Raw genomic sequence first — 23,067 nt, 5'->3', positions numbered from 1 at the left:
ATGTCAGATCAACAAGGAAGTAAAAAGAAGGTAACCAGGGAATTTGGTCTGTCTTCCCTCTCGGTGGACAATAAGACCAGTGTGATCATACTTGCCCTGATCATTACGTTTATGGGCTTAAATGCCTATACGACCATGCCTAAGGAAAGTTATCCTGAGATAGTTATCCCTACTGTATATGTGGGGACCAGTTATCCAGGGAACTCCCCGGTGGATATGGAGAACTTGATCACGAGGCCTATAGAAAAGGAGTTAAAGTCCCTGAAGGATGTTAAGAAGATCAATTCCACCTCTATTCAGGATTATTCGACCATTATCATTGAGTTTAATCCCAATGTGGATATTTCCAGGGCCCTTCAGGATGTGAAGGATGCGGTAGACAAGTCTAAGAGTGAATTGCCATCCGACCTGGACCAAGATCCTAATATTTTTGAGATGGATTTTTCTGAGATGCCGATCATGTTTGTGAACCTTTCCGGGAATTATTCCCAGGAAGAGCTCAAAAAATATGGAGAATATCTTGAAGATGAAATCGAGGGTTTACCAGAAATTTCCAAGGCGGATTTGACAGGTACCATTGAGCGAGAAATCAGGGTAGATGCTGACCTCTATAAAATGGAGGCCATGAAGGTGAGTTTTAGTGATATTTCGGATGCGATTTCATCCGAAAATGTAACCATTTCTGGGGGGAATATCCTAAGTGGAGACTTTAGAAGGGCATTAAGGATCACCGGTGAGTTTGAGGATCCTATGGAATTGAATAATATCATCGTCAAAAGTGAAGGTGGTGATATCGTGTACCTCAAGGATGTGGCAACGATCCGTGATACCTATAAAGAGAGGGAGAGCTATGCCAGGGCATCAAAACTTCCGGTAGTAACCATCAATGTGGTGAAAAGAGGCGGGGAAAACCTTTTGGATGCCAGTGATAAGATCAAGGAGATAATAGAAGAGGCCAAGGCCAATCGTTTTCCTTCGGATTTGAAAGTCAGCATTACCAATGACCAATCCAAGTTTACCCGAAGTATGGTTTCCAATTTGGAAAACAGTATCATTTCGGGGGTGATCTTGGTGATTACAGTTTTGATGTTTTTCCTAGGTTTTAGGAATGCGTTATTTGTGGGGATTGCCATTCCACTTTCCATGTTCATTTCATTTATGATATTGAATGCTTTTGGGGTGACCTTAAACATGATGGTATTGTTCTCCATGATCCTGGCATTGGGGATGTTGGTGGATAATGGTATTGTGGTAGTTGAAAATATCTATCGATTAATGCAGGAAGGAAAGTCTCCGATTGTAGCTGCAAAAGAAGGTGTGGGCGAGGTAGCCTGGCCAATTATTACTTCCACAGCTACTACAGTAGCCGCTTTTATTCCTTTGGCATTTTGGCAGGGTATTATGGGTGAGTTCATGAAGTACCTGCCGATTACCTTGATCATTGTATTGTCATCCTCATTATTTGTGGGCTTGGTGATCAATCCTGTGGTGACTTCCATGTTTATGAAGATCCAGAACTTGGATAATATTAAACCCAAAAGAAGGTCTTTTGCCATTGCGGGGATTTTCTTGACCATTGCTGTGCTTTGTTATTTGACAGGAATATATGTAGTGGCCAATATCCTGCTTATAGCTACCATCATCACGCTGATGAATGCATTGTTTATGAAAAGGGCCATCAGGTGGTTCCAGGTTGATTTCTTGGTGAAATTGGAGGAATTGTATGAGGGGACCCTTAAATATGCATTGGATGGTAAGCGACCCTATTTGTTCTTCTTTGGGATGTTTGGGGTTTTGATTTTTTCTATGGTCTTGCTGATGGTAAGGGCTCCACAGGTAGAGTTTTTTCCCAGCAGTGATCCCAATTATGTCAATATCTTTATTGAATATCCCATTGGTACAGATATAGAAGCTACCAATTCATTCAGTAAAAAAGTGGAAAATGAGGTCTTGGAATTGATTGAACCGCATAAGGATATTGTAGAGGCTTTTATTGCCCAAGTGGGAGAAGGCACTAGCGATCCATCCGAAGGGCCAAGTATGGGAGTAACCCCTCACAAAGCCATGTTGACGGTTAGTTTCGTGGAGTACCAATACAGAAATGGCAAAAACACTTCTGATATTATGCAGGACTTGCGTGAGGCCATGGCCAAGTACCCGGGAGTTCAGATCACGGTGGACAAAGAACAAAATGGACCTCCTGTGGGTAAGCCAATTAATATCGAGGTCAGTGGTGAGCACTATGAAAGTTTGGTAAGTGAAGTAGAAAAGATCCGCGCTTTTATCAATGCTTCAGGAATTAGAGGCATAGAAGAACTTAAGATGGACTTGGAGACCGGCAAGCCTGAGTTGATCGTCAATATAGATAGAGAGAAGGCAAGAAGGTTTGGTTTGTCTACCTATACCATTGCCAATGAATTGCGTACAGCATTGTTTGGCTTGGAGGTTTCCAAATACAAAGAAGGAGAGGACGATTATCCGATAGAGTTGAGGTTGGCTGATGAATTCCGCTATGATGTGAATGCTTTGATCAACAAGAAGATTTACTTCATGGATAAATTCGGAAATAAAAAACAGATTCCTATCACCTCAGTGGCCAATTTGGAATACAGTTCCACTTATGGTTCCGTGAAACGTAAGGATTTGGACAAGGTAATTACCATCTATTCCAATGTGGAAGAAGGCTATAATGCCAATGAAATCAATGAAAGTATCAGGACTTTGTTGGCTGATTATGAGCTGCCAGATGATATTGATATCAAATTTACCGGCGAGCAGGAAGAGCAGGCAAAGTCAATGGCTTTTTTGATGAATGCCATGATCATTGCTGTTGCAGCCATATTCCTGATCATTGTGGCGCAGTTTAACTCCCTAATGACACCATTTATTATCATGTGTTCTGTGCTATTGAGTACCATTGGGGTGTTCTTGGGGCTGTCCATTTTCAATATGGATTTTGTAGTGATCATGACCGGTATCGGGATTATTTCCTTGGCAGGGGTAGTTGTAAATAATGCTATTGTATTGATTGATTATACCAATTTGGTTAGGAAAAGAAAAAGGGCAGAATTACAGTTAGGGGAGGACGAACATTTACCTTATTCAGAAGTGGTAGGAAGTATCGTAGAAGGTGGTAAGATTCGTTTGAGACCGGTGTTGTTAACGGCCATTACCACTATTCTGGGCTTGATTCCAATGGCGATAGGGATGAATATAAATTTCTTCACATTATTGTCATCTTTCGATCCGCAATTCTATGTAGGAGGGGATAATGCAGATTTCTGGGGGCCGATGGCATGGACTGTAATATTTGGGTTAACCTTTGCTACCTTTTTAACGTTAGTAATAGTACCTGTCATGTATTTATTGGCAGATAAGATCAATATAGCTATTCGCAAAAAATAGTTTATGTAGATTTATTTAAAGGTTGGTGGTTTTTTAAGTGTTAAAACCTCTGGGGCATTGTCCCAGAGGTTTTTATTTTTTACCGATGGCATGACTTTGAGTCATGTCGGATGAAGCGTAATAGTTGGGGGCTGGAAAAAGGCATCTTTTATCAAAAAGTTTGGTGTTAGATTAGAGAAAAGAGCCAAGAATCAAGACAAAGGCTTGACAAAGCAAAGGTACGGAATGTTGTGCCAAGGGCTGTGCCCAGGTACACCGAAAACTTGGGGCTGAGCCTCAAGTGGTATTGGGTTTACAATAGGAAGATGAAGAAGAAATTGCAAATTAATATAAGCCTTCCTTTGTGTCACTCTTAACACTCCTTGAATAAAAACAAATAACTATTCCCCAGAAATATTGCTTGATCCATAATTAAATCCTCGATAAAGAAAATAATTAATCTTCGAGTTTTTTGTACTTCACCGAACAACCTTCAATACATACACTGGTCTTGGGGTTTAAGATCATATAATCCTTTTCAAAAATCACGGTATAGGTGAAAGGATTAATTTGATTTTCACCAAGATCTTCACAGGCATAGGTGAAGGTAAGTTCATCGGCAGCTAAAGTATAGGAGCCAGAATTGCAGGTGAAAGCCTCTGTTGCAGAAAAGCCACCATCGTTTTTAAAGGATATCCTATGTCCATTTTCTATTTCTTCAGTAATTGGCGGTCCGCCATAGCTGTAAGTTCGTTCAACTGCTTCCCAAGTTCCGGGCAGTCCTTGAGGATTTTTCTGATATGAACTTTCTCCCCCAATAATATTACATCTGGAGAAAATGAGTGTTAGCAGAATAAAGTATATAAGTTTCATGATTGTTTTAGTTAAAAAGTTTGTAATAAGTTTTTCCCTAGACGAGAAGATAGCTTATAATGAGACATTGGTGTCATTGAGTCGAGATAGATAAAAAGCTAAAAACCAGATAAGATGTAAAAATATCTCAATGTTTAGCTATCTAATTTGTAGGAGCAAAAGATGATTTCTTTCCCGAATGGGTATAAAAATGTTTGAAGGAAAGAGTTGAAAAAGAGGCTGCTTCAAATTTTGTCAATTCGACTTTAGGAGAAATCTCTAGATTTACTTTTGCTTTAAATCAATTTTTGAGATTCTTCCTTTCGTCAGAATGACACAATAAACAGACAAATGAGACAGCCCCTTATTTTTATTGTATTTCTTCAGTCGAATTTTCGATCATGAAAGTGTTGTTTTCCCTGTTGATGTCTGCCATCCTTTGGCTCGGGTCAATTTCTATACTTTTGATATCGCTCATATCTTTTTCAAGGATCACTTCGGTAGTGATATTGGTCCAAGGCCACCGCTGGGTTTTAATCCTTTTTGGCATTCCATTTTCCTCTGGTTTGTTGCCTCTTTGGATAACCAATGGAAGATAAACCATTTCCTTAGATCCATCCTGATAGGTGATCACCAAATCAACAGGCATCGGCATTAAACCATTTCTTTGCAGTGTGATGTGGGTGTTTTTATCCCCTTCTTCAACAGTTTTGACGGCATAATCAATGGTTTTGGTACTGTTTACCCAATATTCCTTATACCAGTCCAATTCCAAGCCACTTTGTTTTTCCATCATCCGAATGACATCGTTGGTTTTTGGATGTTTGAATTTCCAGGCATTGAAATAGTTCAACATGCCCTTGTCACGGTTTTCCTCACCGATAATATAGCCCAATTGTGCCAGGAATACAGCCCCTTTGGAATAAGCAGCAGATCCGTAGGCGTAATTGCTGTGGTAATGATCCGAATGGGTGGTCATTGGTTCTTCTTTACCAGATTTGGCCAATCTTTCATAGCCCGCATAAGATCCTCTTTGAGGGAATTCGGAAGGAGTTTCAGAAAAAATATTGGCCATGGTTTTATTGGTAGCGAAAGTGGTAAAACCTTCATCCATCCATGGGTAAAGAGCTTCATTTGATCCTAGGACTCCTTGGAACCAACTGTGGGCCATTTCATGGACCATTACCCCCACCAAACTAGGCAAGGTTCTTTCACCAGTGATCAAAGTAGACATAGGGTATTCCATACCGCCATCACCACCTTGGATTACTGAGTATTGCTTATAAGGATACTGACCAAAATGCTCGCTGAGGTATTCCATGGACTTTGGTGTGTATTCTTTTAGCTTTTCCCAGTTATTGGCTGTTTTGCTGTTTTTGATATAGAGATGGTGGATGGTGATTCCATTGTCCATTTCAATCTTATCGTGGGTGAATTTGGGGTCTGCAGCCCACATAAAGTCGTGAACCATCGGAGCCTTGAAATGCCAGGTTAAGTTTTTACCTCTAGGCTGCTTGACCTTTTGACCTTCACTTTCATAGCCATGTCCTATTTCTTCAGTATTTTGAAGGTAGCCTGTTCCTCCTAGGATATAGGATTTGTCAATGGTGATTTTTACATCGAAATCACCCCAGATTCCATAAAATTCCCTGCCTATGTAGGGATTGGCATGCCAGCCTTGATCATCGTAATTGGCCATTTTGGGATACCATTGTGACATAGAATAACGAACACCTTCTTTATTGTCCCTGCCTGCTCTTCTGATTTGCAAAGGCACTTGTCCTTCAAAATCCATTTCAAAATTTACCGTTGTATTAGGAAGGATAGGTTCCTTAAGTTCGACTTCTAGGATGGTGCCTACATGTTCGAAATCCAGTTTTTTCCCATTCATTTTTAAGGAATGAACTTTGAGGTAGCCGATTTCATCAGGAGTCAGTTTTGAAATTCTGTCATTTACCCTGCCATCAGGATCCTCAATGGTCCTGGACCTGATGTCCATCATGGAGTTGGGCTGGAATGCGTTATAATAGAGGTGATAGAAAACCTTATAAAGTGTGTCGGGGGAATTGTTGGTGTAGGCAAGGTCTTGCTGGCCTTCGTACTGGTTTTTTTCGACGTCCATTTGCACGTCCATTTCATATTTTACGGCTTGTTGCCATCGGGTGGTCTGGGCATTTGCCTCCAAGAGGGAAAGGCAGCAGCTTCCCACCAAAGCTGTTAACAAAAATAATCTCATAGTTATAAATTTTTTCAAAAGTAAAATAAAAACTAAAAAACACCTAAACCGCTTATCAAAGGTTTTGGATGGAGAGGTTTGTCCTAAAAGCTGAATTATTCAATTGCTTCCTTAATATTTGGACTAATCAAGGGGACTTTACTAAAGGTTGCTTTGATGGGGTAATGGTCGGAATAATCTACTTCCTCAAGTGTGTTGAACTGTATAGGCGTAAGTGAATTGGAAAAGAAAATATTATCAATTCTGAGAAAAAACAAGACCCTGTTAAAGGTGAAACCAAAACCTCTGCCTACTGACTCGAAAGCATTTTCCAAAATAGACCTGAGGGTGAAATAGGTGTAACTGTAAGGTACATCGTTAAAATCCCCCATCAATATTACCGGGTATGGGCTAAGGCCTATATGTTCTCTCAATACATCTACTTGGCTGGCTCTGCTTACCATGCCTTTATTGAGCCTTCTCCAGGTTTCCTTATAATTTTCCTTTATTCCATCAATATTATCCAGCTGGTCAGCGGGTATGCTCATGGATTCTAAGTGCACATTATAAACCCGAATGGTGTCCTTGTCGACTTTGAGGTCAACGAACATGGCCCCGTTATTTCTTTTATTATCGAATATTTTGCCTTCGTTAATGATGGGGTACTTTGAGAATATGGCCAACCCATAGAATCTTTTGCCCGGTTTTCCTCCGGCAGATTGGGTGGAGTGATGGTATTTTCCCTCATTGCTGATCATTTTGATGGCATTTCGAGCAGGGGTGGTGTGATCCTGGAAAAATTCCTGAAAGCCCATGATATCTACATCTTGTTCTCTGATCCAATTATAAATATTTGATGGGGCTTTGGGGTCATTGGCCTTGTACCTTTCGTAACTAAACATGTGTGCATTATAGCTCATGACGGTAAGGCCTTTGGCGTCTTCAACTTTATCGTTCATTTGGAAAGTAATACCAAAAAACTTCCAGCCCAGTAAGATGGCAATAAGAGGGAAAATGAAGGTTTTTTTCCTGGCAATGACCAAAATGATCAAAAGGATAATATTCAGCAGTAATACCAGAGGAATCAAAACAGGTACGAGGCCGGCATAAGGCAATACTTCCGGTGAAATATTGACGCCGAAAAAGAGGATGATTGATACTGAAAAAAACAGAAACACCAGGTACCGCATAGTCTAAAGACACTTAAATGTTAGCGAAAATAGGAGATGATTAAGTGAATAACAAACATTCGAGCGCATGTATGAGCAATTTTAATGCAAGTTTTTTCAATTACACCAAAAGTGATGGCCGATTTGAAGATGCCCATAATGAAGTTTTACAGATGGTAAAGAGCAGGTTAAAAACGAACGGAAGATGAAATCTTTTAGGGATTAGGACAAGAGTTTGAAAAAATGTTTAAATTCGTTTAAAATCAACGGTAATAAATTTATGAAAAAGTCAACTACTTTATTTTTAATGCTATTCGTATTGATAAGTGTCTTTTTGGTCAGTTGTGGAGCAAAGGAGGAGAGTAAAGCGTCGAATGGTATGGGGGATATGGAGGAGATGGCAATGGAAGAGGAAGAAAGAGCAAGTCCTTTGAAAAAAGATGAAGGGATGATAGGAGATAAAAAGGTAAGTATACAATATGGAGCTCCATCTGTCAAGGGACGAGTGATTTGGGGAGATTTGGAGGCATATGGAGAAGTATGGAGGACTGGAGCCAATGAAGCGACCTATATTGATCTTCCACAGGATGTAGAAGTAGAGGGAGAGGCTTTGGCTGCTGGTAAATACTCCATATTCACCATCCCACAAAAAGAAGGAGATTGGACAGTGATTTTTAATTCAGAGTGGAATTTGGAACATGGCCATTATCAGTATAAGGAGGAGAAAGATGTATTGCGTGTTCAAGTGAGTCCACAATGGCTCGAAGAAAACCAAGAGCAATTGAAAATCACAGTTGAAGAACCTGGATTGGTCATAAGATGGGAGAAATTGTTGCTGCCAATAGCGATTAAATGAAAATTTAAATCATCAACAGAAAGCCTTAAGTCATGGACTTAGGGCTTTTTTAATATTTGAAATTATATTTCAAAAGCTAACAATTGAAAGTATTTCAGTAGCCATTAGAACTGTTTACTAAGTTTGACTCTTCATTTCATTTATTCAGGGACTATTGTTTTTTTATGGCCTTCATGAATGCCAGGCATTTATCTTAGATGAAAAGAAACGAAGCAAACCTGTCCCGAAAATTTCGGGAGAAAAATCAAGACACAGCTAAAGCTTCTTCCCTCTAGGCCCAGGCCGGCCTCCGCCAAGGCGGATCAACCTCCCCGCAATAAAACATCTTTCGAGATAATACTATTTGACTGCCTACTCCAACGAGTTTCAATTTTATAAGCTGATTTGATGGAAAACTGTAAAAAAGAAGTTTATATTAGAATTGTTTGTGGATATACATAGGGAAATGTGTCATTCATAAAATTCAATCATTGAGTAAGGATCAATTCGAACCTCAATTAGTGCTATAAACTATGAAATACTTCGGTTTTTTAATCGTGTTTATTTTTACTTTGATTTTGGCTGTAGGGCTTTCTGTAAAGCTTGGACCAGTGCCTCCTTTGGGCTACCTCATGGACCCCTTTCATGGGTTCTGGCAAAATTCCTACAGCGAAGATGAAACGGTCAAAAAGTCGGTAAAAATCACCGGACTCGAAGCGGAAGTGAAGATCAATTACGACGAAAATCTAATTCCACATATTTTCGCACAAAATGAGCATGACCTTATGATGGCCCAAGGCTATGTTACTGCTAGACACAGGCTGTGGCAAATGGAATTTCAGACCCGGGCAGCGGCAGGACGCATTGCAGAAATTGTGGGGCCAGTGGCTTTAGAATTTGATCGTATGCAAAGGAGAAAGGGGCTGGGCTATGGAGCTGAAGCAGGCTTGGAATATATAAAAAACAATGATCCAGAGACATTATCACTAATTGAAGCTTATGCCTCTGGAGTGAACCAGTATATCGATCAGATGGATATGGGGGAATTGCCGGTAGAATATAAACTCCTTGATTATCGTCCGGAGCCTTGGACGCCCTATAAGACGGTGCTTTTATTGAAGTATATGGCAGATATGTTGGTGGGAGATAAGGATGTAGAGTATACCCATCTCAGAAAAGTGCTGGGAGAAGCAGGGATGAACAAGTTTTTTCCGGATTATCCTGGTGTAAATGATCCCGTAATTGAAATGGACAAAAAGTGGGATTTCATTCCCCTAGAAGTGCAGCGGCCGGAGGGATTGGATTATCCTGATTTTTCTATTTTACAGGAAGCACTGCCTGATCCGGAGCCGGGTGTGGGTTCCAATAATTGGGCAGTATCAGGAGCCAAAACACAGAGTGGAAACCCTATCTTAGCCAATGATCCACATTTGGGATTGAACCTGCCCAGTCTTTGGTTTACACTTCAATTAAGTACCCCGGCCTACACGGTCAAGGGCGCATCTTTGCCAGGGGCCTTGGGGGTCATTAGTGGCTTCAATGAGGACATTGCTTGGGGAGTGACCAATGCAACCCGGGATGTAAGGGACTGGTATTCGATTGAATTCAAGGATGAAAACAGGTTGGAATACCGCTATAATGACCAGTGGATCCAAAGTACCCATCGAATAGAGGAGATTGCGGTACAGGGAGACTCGGCCTTTTTGGATACGGTGATTTATACCCATTATGGACCGGTCATGTATGACCATAGTTTTATGCCTAATAAGCAGAAGGTCAATTTTGCACTAAAGTGGACTGCATTGGACGGGTCCAATGAACAGAGAACTTTTTTGGATCTAAATAGGGCAAAAGACCATGATGATTTTATTGCTGCCTTGGATCATTTTACCGCCCCGGCACAGAATTTTGCCTTTGCCAGCAAGGAGGGGGATATCGCCCTGAAGGTACAGGGTAAATTCCCCCTGAAATGGCCTGAGCAGGGAAAATACCTTATGGATGGCAATGATGCCAGGTATGAGTGGACTGGCTATATTCCTAATGAACAAAATCCGGCGACCTTAAATCCTGATAGGGGATTTGTGAGTTCCGCAAACCAATATTCGGTAGGGTCTGATTATCCTTACTATATATTTGATGATAGTTTTGAGGAGTATAGAAACAGAAGGATCAATTCCAGGTTAACGGAAATGCAGGATATTTCTGTGGAGGATATCAAGTCATTGCAATTTGATGATTATAATTTGCATGCTGCGGAAGTACTTCCGGTAATGCTGAATTATTTGACCGCTGATAGTAGTCAGGTATTTGAAAGCCCTGCAACAGCGTTGATAGATACTTTGTCCCGATGGGATTTTTATGCGGATCCAGAGAAAACGGCACCGGTGATATTTGATATTTGGTGGGAAAAACTGCGCAGCAGTGTATGGAGGAAGTTGTCAGAAATCCCCGGGGCCATAGTACTTCCGGATAATTATAGAACAGCCAAATTTTTGATAGAAACGCCCAATGATAGCATTTTTGATCAGGCGGCAACAAATGCAAAGGTTGAAACGGCCAGTGATCATATAGAAAGTACTTTTTTTGAGGCTGTTGAGGAATGGAGTACTTTAGTAGAAAAGGATGAGAATTTAAATTGGTACCGTTATAAGGGAACCAGCATTTTGCATTTGGTTCCGAATTTTGCTGCTTTTAGTCATCAAAATATTAAAACGGGAGGAGGGAAAAGCATTATCAACGCCACTAGCAGTAGACATGGGGCGAGTTGGAGAATGGTGGTAGAGTTGGGGGATAAAGTGAATGCATTTGGTATTTATCCCGGAGGACAATCGGGAAATCCGGGCAGTAAGTTTTATGATAATATGATCCCGCTTTGGGCAGAAGGAAAGTATCTTGATTTTGGATTAAGGAGCAGTGATCAGACTGAGCATTTATTATATTCCACTACAATGGTTCCTAATTAAAAGACTTATGAAATTTGTAATATATATTATTGTATATGCTTTGATAACCATGGTTTTGGGGCATTTTCTAGGCTATTGGTTAATGATGGTGGTATGGGGCATATTGGGAGCAACACTAGGGGGAGAGGGTTCCCTTGCATTTTTTTCAGCAGCGATAGGGGTGGGCCTAGCATGGTTTGGACAAAGTATTTGGATCAGCCTTGGCACAGGTTCTCCCTTGCCTGAAATGATGGGAGAAATCATGCAGTTAGGAGGAAGGGGCGTGGTGATGACGCTTACTGGGCTAATTGGTTTTCTAATAGGCGGGTTCAGTGCTTTGACGGGAAACAGGTTTAGGAAGTTGTTTGAGAAAAAGAAGCCCTATTATTTCCGATAATGGGCGCTTATAATTGGTGGGGTTGTTTGGTAATCCTCTGATTGTTAGTTGTGTATGTGTGGTAGGTGGTTGAAGGAATCAACATTAAGGCATTAAGGAGTTAAGGACATTAAGTTTTTGATCTTAAAATTAGAACCATTGTGGCATGAAAGGGATAAGGGTATTGGGTGTTTGATTGTAAAAAAAGTGCACCATTAAGGCATTAAGGGGTTAAGGACATTAAGTTTTTGATCTTAAAATTAGAACCATTGGGGGATGAAGAGGATAAGGGTATTGGGTGTTTGATTGTAAAAAAATGAACCATTAAGGCATTAAGGAGTTAAGGTCGTTAAGTTTTTGATCTTAAAATTAGAACCATTGGGGGATGAAGAGGATAAGGGTATTGGGTGTTTGATTGTAAAAAAAAGTGCACCATTAAGGCATTAAGGGGTTAAGAACATTAAGTTTTTGATCTTAAAATTAGAACCATTGGGGGATGAAGAGGATAAGAGTATTGGGTGTTTGATTGTAAAAAAGTGCACCATTAAGGTATTAAGGGGTTAAGGACATTAAGTTTTTGATCGGGAAAACCGATAAGGCTATTGAGTTTTATTTATCTAAGATGGTTTCTGTTTTGGATTTTGAAAAAGGCTATGAAATTACTTCCAAGAATTTTCTAGGGACATTGACCATGACCGTTTGATGGATACTTGGTACACGGATAATAAAGTAATCTTGGTTGCCTTTTTGGATGCATTCTCCTTCAAAACCCTGTAGTGGCCCACCTAGGATTTTGACTTTTTCACCTTCTTGGATTTCTGAGCTATCCACTTCTACCGCTACGCCAGTATTGACAATTCTTTTGATGGCCTCAATTTCCTCTTCCCGCACTCGGGCATGGGTCCCTGAAAAGTTGACGAATTTTACGGCTCCCTGTACCTGCAAGGCTTCCCAGAGTCTGTTGTGTTCAATTCTTACAAAGATATAGCCATTGAAAAGTGGGCGCTGTACCTTTTTCTTTCGGTCGCTCCATTGCCTGATTTCCTCTATGATGGGTAGGTATACTTCAATATTGTTTTCTTCTAGCCTCTTTGCTACTTTCTTCTCCGCCCGTGGGGCAGTGTACATCACAAACCAGTTCCTTTCTGAATTCATATCTCCGTATTTTGAAAAGGCAAAAGTACATAATATTATTTGTGTATCCGCAATGTTATGAATAGACAAATTCAATAATGTTTTTCTTAAATAATATTACCTACTTTTTCCATTGATGAAAAAGTAGGCAAACCTTGCCTGCGGAAGGCAGGAAATCTAGGCTGTGTAGCATTCTTCAAATTGAGCAAATTAAGATTGGAATACGGTTAAAGTTTCTCAATTTGATTTTGTACCAGTCGCTGCTGACTAAAAATGAGTGGATATAGGGATCGATGGTGATCGGGACCTGCTCTTTAGGAAGAGGAACCGACCTCGTAAAAGAGACGGCCTGCCCTGCAAGCTGGCTACTCGCTAAAAACAGTCACTGACTGTTTTCTTTACGCTTGTCCCTCCACTTCGCGAGCTAACTCATTTTCTTAACGCCACCAACAACTGTCCCAAAACCGAATGCTCCAAAAGCCTACTAAAAGAATTTCGAAGAATATTATGCCTTTATTTTATTAGTCTATGCATAAAGTTATGGATGGTCAGAAAATATTAGGTTGTTTTGGAAAGATTTTTTAGGTCCTTTATTGACTTATCTTTGGTATTCAATTTCTTAAAGTTCTAGGGGAATAGCTGTCTAGGGAGGCTTGTGCTTTAGCGGGAATTAATTTGCACAATTGGCAGGCTTTGCGGCTAAAGCGCTCAACTAAGTTGTTCCTGGCCCCGGGATGAACCCGGGGTTAATAATATTTAGCCCCTTCAGGGCTGTTTTAAAGGTTTAATAGGGAAGTCGCAAGGATGGAATTGATGGTTTTAAAGTGAATTATTTTAAAGAGGTCATTGTACACATGGAGTGAATGAAACTTCAATTTAATATATGCTATAAAAGGGTTTTATGCCTCAATTGAGGGTAAAGCTTTCTGATTTTATAAGGGCTTAAGATAGGGACTATTCAAGGAGGCTTGTGCTTTAGCGGGAATTAATTTGCACAATTGGCAGGCTTTGCGGCTAAAGCGCTCAACTAAGTTGTTCCTGGCCCCGGGATGAACCCGGAGTTAATAATATTTAGCCCCTTCAGGGCTGTTGTGATTGTTTAATGCGGTAAAAGTTTAGGCCGGAAGCTTTATGGCTTTATTTGATACCCGAAAAGAACCACTCCATTAACATAATTCATGAGTTGGTACTTTATTGAAATTTTGTTCTCGTTAAATTACCTGATAATCTTTATTTTAAAGTTTGCATAGCTTTTAATTTTGTCTTTGGCTTTTGAATTCAGCGGTTATGCCATTTATAAATGTTATTTTTAATTTCTTAATTTGAACTGTTAACTATGAAAATTACTGTAGTAGGAACTGGATATGTAGGCCTCGTTTCCGGGGCTTGTTTTGCTGATGTGGGGATTGAGGTGGTATGTGTGGATATTGATGAGAAGAAAATTGATAAACTGAAAAATGGGATCATGCCCATTTACGAGCCTGGGCTGGAAGAAATCGTGGTCAGGAATTATGAAAGTGGTCGTTTGAAGTTTTCCACTAATCTTGGAGAGGCCATCCAAGGTTCGGATGTCGCTTTTATTGCTGTTGGGACACCACAGGGCGAGGATGGATCAGCTGATTTGAAATATGTGTTGGCCGTGGCTGATGAAATCGGCAGGACCATGTCTGATTATATAGTAGTGGCCACCAAAAGTACCGTCCCTGTTACTACAGGAAGTAAGGTGCAAAAGGCCATTCAGGATGCTTTGGACCAGAGGGGAAGCGACTTGCCATTTGCCGTAGCTTCCAATCCCGAGTTTTTAAAAGAGGGAGCGGCCGTTGAGGATTTTTTGAAACCGGATCGGATCGTTATTGGCGTGGAGGATGAAAGGGCCGAGGAGATCATGAAAAGATTGTATAAGCCTTTTCAGCTAAGCGGCGACAGGATTATTTATATGGATATCCCATCCGCTGAGATGACCAAATATACCGCCAATGCGATGTTGGCTACCAAGATCAGTTTTATGAACGATATCGCCAATCTTTGCGAGTTGGTAGGGGCAGATGCCAATATGGTCAGGGCCGGGATAGGGTCAGACCCCAGGATCGGCAATAAGTTTATTTATCCCGGGGTGGGCTATGGAGGAAGTTGTTTTCCCAAAGATGTCAAGGCTATTGTGAAGACTGCCAAGCAGTATGGCTATGACCTTAGGGTACTGCAGGCTGTAGAAGAAGTCAATGAGGCCCAGAAGCACGTTTTGGTGAAGAAAGTCAAGCAGCATTTTGGGGATGATTTGAGCGGAAAGACCTTTGCCATGTGGGGATTGAGCTTTAAGCCCAATACAGATGATCTTCGCGAAGCTCCTGCACTGGTCATTATCGATGAATTGAGGGCCGCCGGGGCGAAGGTGAAGGCCTTTGATCCGATCGCTATGGAAGAAGCCAGGGAGGTTTATATTGGCGATAAGGTCACTTATTGCAAAGATGCTTATGAGGCTTGTGTGGATGCGGATGCTTTATTGTTGGTGACAGAATGGTCACAGTTTAGGATACCGAGTTGGAGTGCTTTGGGCAAGTTGCTGAATCATAAAGTGGTCTTTGATGGCAGGAATATATATGATCGGAAATACCTTAAGGAGTTAGGTTTTACCCATTATGGGATAGGGGTTTAAGAAGTCGAATAGTGGGACTGGTGAATTGTCGAATTGTGGGGTTGTTGGATTGTGGAACTGTTGAAGCGTCGAATTGTTTGACTGTTGTTTCTAAAAGCTAGTTTTATGAAATTTGATTCCTATTCATTAGAGAAGCTTGAAGTAGGGCAGTAAAGGAAAGAAGAGAACTCAATGAAGAATGATGAATTATTAATGAGGAATGGGTGAATATTTCGTTTCTCAGGGGACAGGTGAAAAGACACGGATATGCAGATTAAATACTCTGATTATCCGTAATGATGCAAAAGCCATTGCTTAAGTGGGTGAAAGACAGAAGTCTGAAGACCGAAGTAACTGATACTTTATCAAAGCTATCGTTTTAATTCACTTTTAATCTTTACTGGTAAAATTGCGGATAAACTATTAAATAATATATAAGTAAATGAATATTCGTTCTCAAGGGAGCATTTCAGGGAAAAAGATATTGGTGACTGGTGGGGCTGGATTTATTGGGTCCAATCTGGTGGATGAATTATTACATCATGGGAATAAAGTGGTCTGTTTGGATAATTTTTCTACAGGGAAGCGGGAGAACCTAGAAGAAGCCAAGCAATTCAAGGATTTTATTTTGATAGAGGGGGATATCAGAAATTATGAAGATTGCCAAAAGGCGGTTGAAGGCTGCGATTTGGTATTTCATCAGGCGGCTTTGGGGTCTATACCGCGTTCTATAGCAGACCCTATGACCAGCACGGATGTGAATATAGGCGGTTTTGTGAAAGTATTGTTTGCTGCACATCAAGCAGGGGTAAAAAGGCTAGTGTATGCCGCAAGTTCTTCCACCTATGGGGATCATCCAGATTTGCCTAAGGAAGAACATAAGATAGGAAAAGCCTTGTCTCCCTATGCGATTACCAAATATGTGGATGAATTGTTTGCTAAGAATTTCACTGAAATATATGGAATAGAAACTATTGGCTTAAGGTATTTTAATGTCTTTGGGAGAAGGCAGGATCCAGATGGAGGATATGCTGCCGCAATTCCAAAATTTCTATGTTCATTGATCAAACATGAATCTCCAAAGATCAATGGTGATGGTACTAATTCCAGGGATTTTACCTATATCGATAATGTTATCCAAGCTAATTTATTGGCTGCTGAAGTACCAAAAGAGGAATTAGTAGAAAAGCTTGCTGCTTATTATAGTTCTATTGATGATCATTTTGACAGGGAGAAGGGAGTTTCAGAAGTGTTTAATGTAGCCTTTGGGGAAAGAGAAAATCTAAATAACTTGGTCAGAAACTTGAAATCTAATTTGTCCTTCTTTGATCCAGAAATAACAAATGTTAAAATTATTTATGGACCTAAAAGAAAAGGAGATATTCCCCATTCCTTGGCTTCTATAAAAAAAGCAAGTGAAGTTTTAGACTATGCGCCTTTATATAACTTAGAGCAAGGATTGTCCAAGGCCTGTGAATGGTATTGGAATAATTTAAAAGCTATTAAAGAAACTGATTATCCGCAATGACGCCAGTAGCCTTAAATCCTTTGTTCAAGTGGTCAGAAGGCTGAAGACCGAAGCAACTGCTACCAACGATCAAAACGATCATTTGGATATGCAGCCAAACTTTACTGGTACAATTTCGGATATACATTTAAAGAAATTTAAAGTTTTTGTAAAACAACTTTTTAGAGAAATGAAAATTATTAATGTAGTATTATCGGGAGGTGTAGGAAGTAGATTATGGCCCCTTTCAAGAAAGAGTTGTCCTAAGCAATATTTGCCAATCTTTGAGGGTAATACGCTTTTTCAAAAAACGGTACAAAGAAACCAAGCTTTTTGTGAGGAGTTGATGATAGTTGGTAATAAAAACAACTTTATGTTATCTAGGAAAGATTTGGAGGGACTAGGTATAATTAATTATATAGAAATTGTAGAAGCCTGTAGAAGAAATACGGCTGCGGCTATTGCTTTTGCCGCTCTATCCGCTAAGCCAGAGGATGTCCTTTTTGTTACACCATCGGATCATTTGATTGATGCGGGAGAAAATTATACCGCTAGTGTCCATCGGGCTATTGAATTAGCAAAAAAGGATCATATTGTCACTTTTGGATTAAAGCCAGATCATCCTGAAACAGGCTATGGATATATTGAATCAGAGGGAGAGGAAGTGAAAAGCTTTAGGGAAAAGCCCAACTTGGATACTGCAGAGAGATTTTTGAAAAAAGGAAATTTTCTGTGGAACTCCGGAATGTTTTGTTTTAAAGCTGGTGTATTCTTGGAAGAATTGGGGCGTTTTGAACCTCAAGTGCTGAAGTATTCCAAGGTAGTGATAGACAGTGCTGAAGATGTGTTTTTGGACTACGAAAAATCTTTAAAAATACCTTCTACCTCAGTTGATTTTGCTGTGATGGAACGGTCTTCAAAAATAAAAGTAGTTCCTTCAGCATTTTCTTGGTCTGATATGGGCTCATTTGAGTCAGTTTTTGAGTATTTGGAAAACCATGGTTATCAGTCGGATGAGGACGGAAATATGGTAATTGGCACAGATTTACATACAGAGTTTGTAGGGCTTAAGAATACGATGTTTATACAGACAAAAGATGCCATTCTGATATTACAAAAAGAAAAGGCGCAGGATGTGAAGAAGGTATTTGAGAAATTGGAAAAGGAAAAGCCGGATTTGGTAGATTGAATGTGAAGGGAAGCCGAATGCGGAAAGCCTAAGGCCAAAAGCTGTTCGACTTTTGCAAAGTCGAATAATAGTAGAAGAGGATTTTAAATCCTCTTTTATTATTATTTCCAGATTGTAAATTTGGAAAAGCATTTGAAATATTCGTAGAGGAGTCAGGGGACTCCTGTATTTAAAGGCTCGTAGAACAAAAGCGGACCTGCTTGGGTCCCGCAGCTCAGCTGGCGGGACAACGAAGTTTAGTAATGCCGAATGCTGAATGTCTAAGGCCTAAAGGCTGTTCGACTTTTGCAAAGTCGAAGAATAGTAGGAGAGGATTTAAAATCCTCTTTGTTATTTCCATATTTTAAATCTGTAAAAGCATTAGAAATATTCTTAGAGGAGTCGGAGACTCCTGTATTTAAGGCTCGCAGAGCAAAAGCATATCTGCTTGGGTCCCGCAGCTCAGCTGACGGGACAACGAAGAGTATTTAGAACACTATCGTGACATCTCGAATACTGACGATCAGGATAATTTTATCCTAGAGTAAGTATCAGAATTTCATTCTTGAACAAACCTATGCACTTCTAGTGCATAGTGGTTTAGTAGGTCCAAGTTAACGCTGCGCTAGAGACTTGGAGTAACGGAGTTAGGGCATTACAAATTCCCATTATTTAAAGGTCCGCATTGCAAATACGGACCAGCTCGTAGGCTTAATTCCTTGAGGTAATTAATAATTTATTGGCTTTAATTAAATTTCAATGTATAATATTGATAATTTAGCCGATTGAATTAGGCTAAGTGATTTAGGAGCGTTTTCCTGGTCAGGGATTCTAGCCTTTGCGATATCAGAAGGGTAATGTTTTGAGAGATGATCATTGGCCTTTTGTTTATTCAAAGTTTAAAAATCACCATTGAAGAAAAGTATGACATCACCTATTTTTTTGTTAAATCAAAGCAGGATAGCGGTTATTGGCTTGGGCTATGTAGGGTTACCATTGGCAGTTGAATTTGCCAAAAGGTACTCCACTGTTGGATTTGATATTTCTAAAAAACGTATTGATGAATTGGGTTTGGGAATAGACCATACCCTGGAAGTCGAAAATGATTTACTTCAGTCCGTATTAATCAAGGATAAATCAGCAGCTTCCAATACTCCTGGATTTTTTCCCAGCGATGATGCGGAAGCATTAAGTGATTGTAATGTGTTTATTATTACCGTGCCGACTCCTACGGATAAGCATAATAGGCCTGTTTTAAGCCCTATGTTAGCCGCCTCAAAGACTGTAGCCAAGTTTTTAAAGCAGGGAGATGTCGTGATTTATGAATCTACGGTATATCCAGGTGTAACCGAAGATGAATGTGTGCCTGTTTTGGAAAATGGCTCTGGACTGAAGTTTAATCAAGATTTTTATGTAGGCTATTCCCCCGAAAGGATCAATCCAGGGGATAAGGAGCATACCATCTCCAAAATTTTGAAAGTGACCTCTGGAAGTACAGCAGCTGCTGCCGAATTTGTAGATCAACTTTATCAATCAATCATTACTGCGGGTACTTATAAAGCTTCCTCCATTAAGGTGGCTGAAGCGGCCAAAGTGATAGAGAATTCCCAAAGGGATATCAATATTGCCTTTGTCAATGAACTGTCCAAGATTTTCAATCTGCTCAATATAGACACGCAGGAAGTTTTGCAGGCCGCAGGCACGAAGTGGAACTTTTTACCCTTCAAGCCTGGACTAGTAGGAGGGCATTGCATAGGTGTAGATCCTTTTTATTTGGCCCAAAAAGCCCAAGAAGTTGGTTATCATCCAGAAATTATTTTAGCTGGGAGGAGATTGAATGATTCCATGGGCAAATATGTAGCCACAGAGGTGATCAAGCATATGATGCGCAAAGACCTGAAAGTGATCGATTCCAAGGTGTTGATTTTGGGCTTTACCTTTAAGGAAGATTGTCCGGATGTAAGGAATACCAGGGTTATTGATATCTATGAAGAGCTGAGGAATTTTGATATTGCTGTGGATGTATATGATCCTTGTGCTGATGCCGAAGAAGTTCAAAGGGAGTATAATATCAAGATGCTAGAGGGAGATGAGCGGCCTGATCCCGATAAATATTCGGCCATTATATTAGCCGTTGCCCATCAATCTTTTAAAACTTGGGATATTAAGAAATCTGATCGCTTGGTCGTGTATGATGTGAAGGGCGTATTGGATAAGGATAAGGTGGATGCGAGGCTTTAGTAATGCCGAAGGGCGAATGTCTAAGGCCTAAAGGCTGTTCGACTTTTGCAAAGTCGAAGAATAGTAGGGGAGGCTGTCTCAAAACAAGAGTTAAAAAAGTGGGACAGTCGATTTTAGCCAATAGAGGCCGATTTTCATTAATCGGCCTCTATTTTTTTTGACTTACGGTCAATTCAGCTCTAGGTTCTTTGTTCTGAAGCGACAGTTTAAACTTGGGGGATCAGAGGGTTTTTGAACTTAAAAACGGCGTCAGCTCCTTCTTACCCGGCCATTTTTGCCAGGTTGTGGGCGATGGCAATCAATCCGGTTTCAATTGCTACTTTTTCGGCTCCTCTTAACATAAACCTTGCCCTCCCTTTGTTGTGTTTGAAGTCTGCAAATACCGGTTCCACATCGGTGGCCCGTTGCCTTCGTTTCTGGACTCCCTGCTCAGAGGTGAGTCGTTGTTTTGCCCTTGTCTTCTGTTGCTGTAACCTGGTGTTTACCCTGAGGGTTTTGTTACCGGCCCCTGGTCTACAACTAGCAGCCAGTGGGCACCCCTGGCAATTTTTGGCTGCATAGTGCCGGTAGTGCTGGACAAAACCGGTCGAGGTTTTTCCGGTACTTTCCCCACTGGGTTTCATCGCCTGTCCCATCGGACAGATGTAGTGATCTTTCTGTGGATCGTAATACAGGTTTTCCAGCAAGCCATGGACTTTCTTTGATTTGGATTCCTGACGGAGTTCTTTGTGGAAGGTGTTGTACTTGACGTAAGCTTCGATCCGGTTCTGCTCCAGAAAGCAATAGTTCTCTTCACTTCCGTATCCAGCATCTGCTGTACAACAGGAAGGGTAGAATCCGTAATACTGATGTAGATGGGGCTTCAGGGTTAAGGTGTCATTGGGATTGGGATGCAGGGAATAGTTGACCACGAACCGTCCATGGGTGCTGAGTTGAAGGTTGTAGGCTGGTTTAAGTTGGCCATTTCTCATATGGTCTTCTTTCATCCTCATGAACGTGGCATCCGGATCTGTTTTGGAATAACTGTTCCGTCCAGCCAGTACTTCCTCTTTCTGGGCATATTCTTCCAGTTTGGCTGGCCAGTTCTTTTGGGCATAACCCAACTTCTGTTTCACCTTCTTGTCAACGGCTTTCCCTTCCAGCGCCTGATTGATCTTTTCGATGGTCCGGGAAACGTTCTCTGCATTCGGATTTACAAAGTCGGGTTCTTCTGTCCCCAACTCAGCAGAGGCTACCGAACCGGCATAGTTCCAAAGTTCCTGAAGCTGGGAACTGATCCGTTCCTTGCTCTTCTTGATCGCCTTGCCCCAGACAAAGGTGTAGCGGTTGGCATTGGCTTCTATCTTGGTCCCATCGGTGTACACTTCTTTGATGTCCAAAAGACCTTCCTCATGCAACAACAGTACCACCTGGGCAAAAATATCACCAATCACATCTCGGAGACGTTCTGAACGGAACCGATTGATTGTATGGTGATCGGGACGCTGCATTCCGGCAAGCCACATGAACACAATATTCTCCCGGACCGCTTTTTCAAGCTTGCGGGAAGAATAACAGTTCTCTAAATATCCATAAACCAGCACCTTTAACAACAGCTTGGGATGATAACTGCTAGATCCGTTCTCTGAGTAGCGGCTATACACCTCGCTCAGATCTATCCGCTCAATGATCTGGTAAACAATACGGCCTGGATGATGGACGGGAATAAGCTCTTCCAAACTAGGAGGAAGAAACATCAGTTGGTTGGGATTGTAGTCTTTAAAAGCTACATTTAAGTCTTGTTTTTGCACACCTCAAAATAACATTTTTGAGTTAAACAAGAAAGGCTAGCCGAGAAATCGACTAGCCTTTTAAACTATCTACTTTTGAGACAGCCTCTTTTATTAATATTTCCAGATTATAAATCTGGAAAAGCATTGGAAATATTCGAAGAGGAGTCTGGAGACTCCTGTATTTAAAGGCTCGTAGAGCAAAATCGAACCAGCTTGGGTCCCGCAGCTCAGCTGACGGGACAACGAAGTTTAGTAATGCCGAATGCTGAATGTCTAAGGCCTAAAGGCTGTTCGATTTTTGCAAAAGTCGAAGAATAGTAGGAGGGGATTTAAAATCCTCTTTGTTATTATTTCCATATTTTAAATCTGGAAAAGCATTAGAAATATTCGAAGAGGAGTCAGGAGACTCCTGTATTTAAAGGCTCGTAGAGCAAAATCGAACCAGCTTGGGTCCCACAGCTCAGCTGGCGGGACAACGAAGTTTAGTAATGCCGAATGCTGAATGTCTAAGGCCTAAAGGCTGTTCGATTTTTGCAAAAGTCGAAGAATAGTAGGAGGGGATTTAAAATCCTCTTTGTTATTATTTCCATATTTTAAATCTGGAAAAGCATTAGAAATATTCGAAGAGGAGTCTGGAGACTCCTAAATTTAAGGCTCGTAGAGCAAAATCGGACCTGCTTGGGGCCCGCAGCTCAGCTGACGGGACAACGAAGATTTCTTGAGTGGGGGCAGGAGGTTCCTGTGATTTGTTAGGTTCAAGTCAGCGCTGCGCTAAGGAGATCCTTCCTTTGTCGGTATGACAAGGGGAATTATCCCAAAAACACTTTTTTATATACATCT

13 protein-coding genes are annotated in these 23,067 nt (G+C 40.8%); 8 read left to right on the top strand and 5 right to left on the bottom strand.

All coding sequences use genetic code 11. The annotated features are described in order from the left end of the window. Positions 1–3,405 (top strand): efflux RND transporter permease subunit, encoded by a 3,405-nt coding sequence (locus KZP23_RS21940; protein WP_226333949.1) that lies wholly within the window; start codon positions 1–3, stop codon positions 3,403–3,405. Between the two features lie 435 nt (positions 3,406–3,840). Here the strand turns inward: KZP23_RS21940 and KZP23_RS21935 are convergent, their stop codons facing one another. The 3 genes from KZP23_RS21935 to KZP23_RS21925 all read right to left on the bottom strand — a co-directional run bounded on the left by KZP23_RS21935 (position 3,841) and on the right by KZP23_RS21925 (position 7,641). Beyond that, on the bottom strand, positions 3,841–4,257 hold the full coding sequence (locus KZP23_RS21935; protein WP_226333948.1) for a lipocalin family protein: 417 nt from the start codon (positions 4,255–4,257) through the stop codon (positions 3,841–3,843). Between the two features lie 349 nt (positions 4,258–4,606). After that, positions 4,607–6,472, bottom strand: coding sequence for a M1 family metallopeptidase (locus tag KZP23_RS21930; protein WP_226333947.1), 1,866 nt, complete (start codon positions 6,470–6,472; stop codon positions 4,607–4,609). A gap of 95 nt (positions 6,473–6,567) precedes the next feature. Then, entirely contained in the window at positions 6,568–7,641 is a 1,074-nt protein-coding gene (locus tag KZP23_RS21925) for an endonuclease/exonuclease/phosphatase family protein (RefSeq protein WP_226333946.1), read from the bottom strand. A gap of 259 nt (positions 7,642–7,900) precedes the next feature. On the opposite strand from KZP23_RS21925, the gene KZP23_RS21920 reads away from it, so the two are divergent. The 3 genes from KZP23_RS21920 to KZP23_RS21910 all read left to right on the top strand — a co-directional run bounded on the left by KZP23_RS21920 (position 7,901) and on the right by KZP23_RS21910 (position 11,794). Next, positions 7,901–8,476, top strand: coding sequence for a DUF2911 domain-containing protein (locus tag KZP23_RS21920; RefSeq protein WP_226333945.1), 576 nt, complete (start codon positions 7,901–7,903; stop codon positions 8,474–8,476). Between the two features lie 512 nt (positions 8,477–8,988). Continuing rightward, entirely contained in the window at positions 8,989–11,418 is a 2,430-nt protein-coding gene (locus KZP23_RS21915) for a penicillin acylase family protein (RefSeq protein ID WP_226333944.1), read from the top strand. Between the two features lie 7 nt (positions 11,419–11,425). Continuing rightward, a complete protein-coding gene (locus tag KZP23_RS21910; protein ID WP_226333943.1) occupies positions 11,426–11,794 on the top strand; it encodes a hypothetical protein in 369 nt (122 codons plus the stop codon). A gap of 630 nt (positions 11,795–12,424) precedes the next feature. Here KZP23_RS21910 and KZP23_RS21905 read toward each other — a convergent pair. Beyond that, positions 12,425–12,928, bottom strand: a complete 504-nt coding sequence (locus KZP23_RS21905) for a UpxY family transcription antiterminator (RefSeq protein WP_226333942.1) — start codon at positions 12,926–12,928, stop codon at positions 12,425–12,427. A gap of 1,315 nt (positions 12,929–14,243) precedes the next feature. Between KZP23_RS21905 and KZP23_RS21900 the strand changes: the two genes are divergently transcribed. The 4 genes from KZP23_RS21900 (at position 14,244) to KZP23_RS21885 (ending at position 20,455) form a co-directional block, all read left to right on the top strand. Further along, positions 14,244–15,560 (top strand): UDP-glucose dehydrogenase family protein, encoded by a 1,317-nt coding sequence (locus KZP23_RS21900; RefSeq protein WP_226333941.1) that lies wholly within the window; start codon positions 14,244–14,246, stop codon positions 15,558–15,560. Between the two features lie 421 nt (positions 15,561–15,981). Further along, positions 15,982–17,067, top strand: a complete 1,086-nt coding sequence (locus KZP23_RS21895) for an SDR family oxidoreductase (RefSeq protein ID WP_226333940.1) — start codon at positions 15,982–15,984, stop codon at positions 17,065–17,067. Between the two features lie 169 nt (positions 17,068–17,236). Then, a complete protein-coding gene (locus KZP23_RS21890) occupies positions 17,237–18,235 on the top strand; it encodes a mannose-1-phosphate guanylyltransferase (protein ID WP_226333939.1) in 999 nt (332 codons plus the stop codon). A gap of 903 nt (positions 18,236–19,138) precedes the next feature. After that, complete coding sequence (locus tag KZP23_RS21885; protein ID WP_317198026.1) at positions 19,139–20,455, top strand: nucleotide sugar dehydrogenase; 1,317 nt, start codon at positions 19,139–19,141, stop codon at positions 20,453–20,455. A gap of 260 nt (positions 20,456–20,715) precedes the next feature. On the opposite strand, the gene KZP23_RS21880 is transcribed toward KZP23_RS21885, so the two are convergent. After that, positions 20,716–22,245: an IS1182 family transposase gene (locus KZP23_RS21880; RefSeq protein WP_226333938.1), complete on the bottom strand. Its 1,530-nt coding sequence runs from the start codon at positions 22,243–22,245 to the stop codon at positions 20,716–20,718. Between the last annotated feature and the right edge of the window lie 822 nt (positions 22,246–23,067).

Origin of the sequence: Echinicola marina, assembly GCF_020463795.1 — a bacterium.
In the GTDB taxonomy this organism is placed as follows: domain Bacteria; phylum Bacteroidota; class Bacteroidia; order Cytophagales; family Cyclobacteriaceae; genus Echinicola; species Echinicola marina.
This window is presented reverse-complemented; position numbering and strand designations above follow the sequence as displayed.

Excerpts from the sequence above, each read along its gene's own strand:
- KZP23_RS21940 (WP_226333949.1), top strand. The coding sequence starts at position 1 with ATGTCAGATCAACAAGGAAGTAAAAAGAAGGTAACCAGGGAATTTGGT.
- KZP23_RS21935 (WP_226333948.1), bottom strand. The coding sequence starts at position 4,257 with ATGAAACTTATATACTTTATTCTGCTAACACTCATTTTCTCCAGATGT.
- KZP23_RS21930 (WP_226333947.1), bottom strand. The coding sequence starts at position 6,472 with ATGAGATTATTTTTGTTAACAGCTTTGGTGGGAAGCTGCTGCCTTTCC.
- KZP23_RS21925 (WP_226333946.1), bottom strand. The coding sequence starts at position 7,641 with ATGCGGTACCTGGTGTTTCTGTTTTTTTCAGTATCAATCATCCTCTTT.
- KZP23_RS21920 (WP_226333945.1), top strand. The coding sequence starts at position 7,901 with ATGAAAAAGTCAACTACTTTATTTTTAATGCTATTCGTATTGATAAGT.
- KZP23_RS21915 (WP_226333944.1), top strand. The coding sequence starts at position 8,989 with ATGAAATACTTCGGTTTTTTAATCGTGTTTATTTTTACTTTGATTTTG.
- KZP23_RS21910 (WP_226333943.1), top strand. The coding sequence starts at position 11,426 with ATGAAATTTGTAATATATATTATTGTATATGCTTTGATAACCATGGTT.
- KZP23_RS21905 (WP_226333942.1), bottom strand. The coding sequence starts at position 12,928 with ATGAATTCAGAAAGGAACTGGTTTGTGATGTACACTGCCCCACGGGCG.
- KZP23_RS21900 (WP_226333941.1), top strand. The coding sequence starts at position 14,244 with ATGAAAATTACTGTAGTAGGAACTGGATATGTAGGCCTCGTTTCCGGG.
- KZP23_RS21895 (WP_226333940.1), top strand. The coding sequence starts at position 15,982 with ATGAATATTCGTTCTCAAGGGAGCATTTCAGGGAAAAAGATATTGGTG.
- KZP23_RS21890 (WP_226333939.1), top strand. The coding sequence starts at position 17,237 with ATGAAAATTATTAATGTAGTATTATCGGGAGGTGTAGGAAGTAGATTA.
- KZP23_RS21885 (WP_317198026.1), top strand. The coding sequence starts at position 19,139 with ATGACATCACCTATTTTTTTGTTAAATCAAAGCAGGATAGCGGTTATT.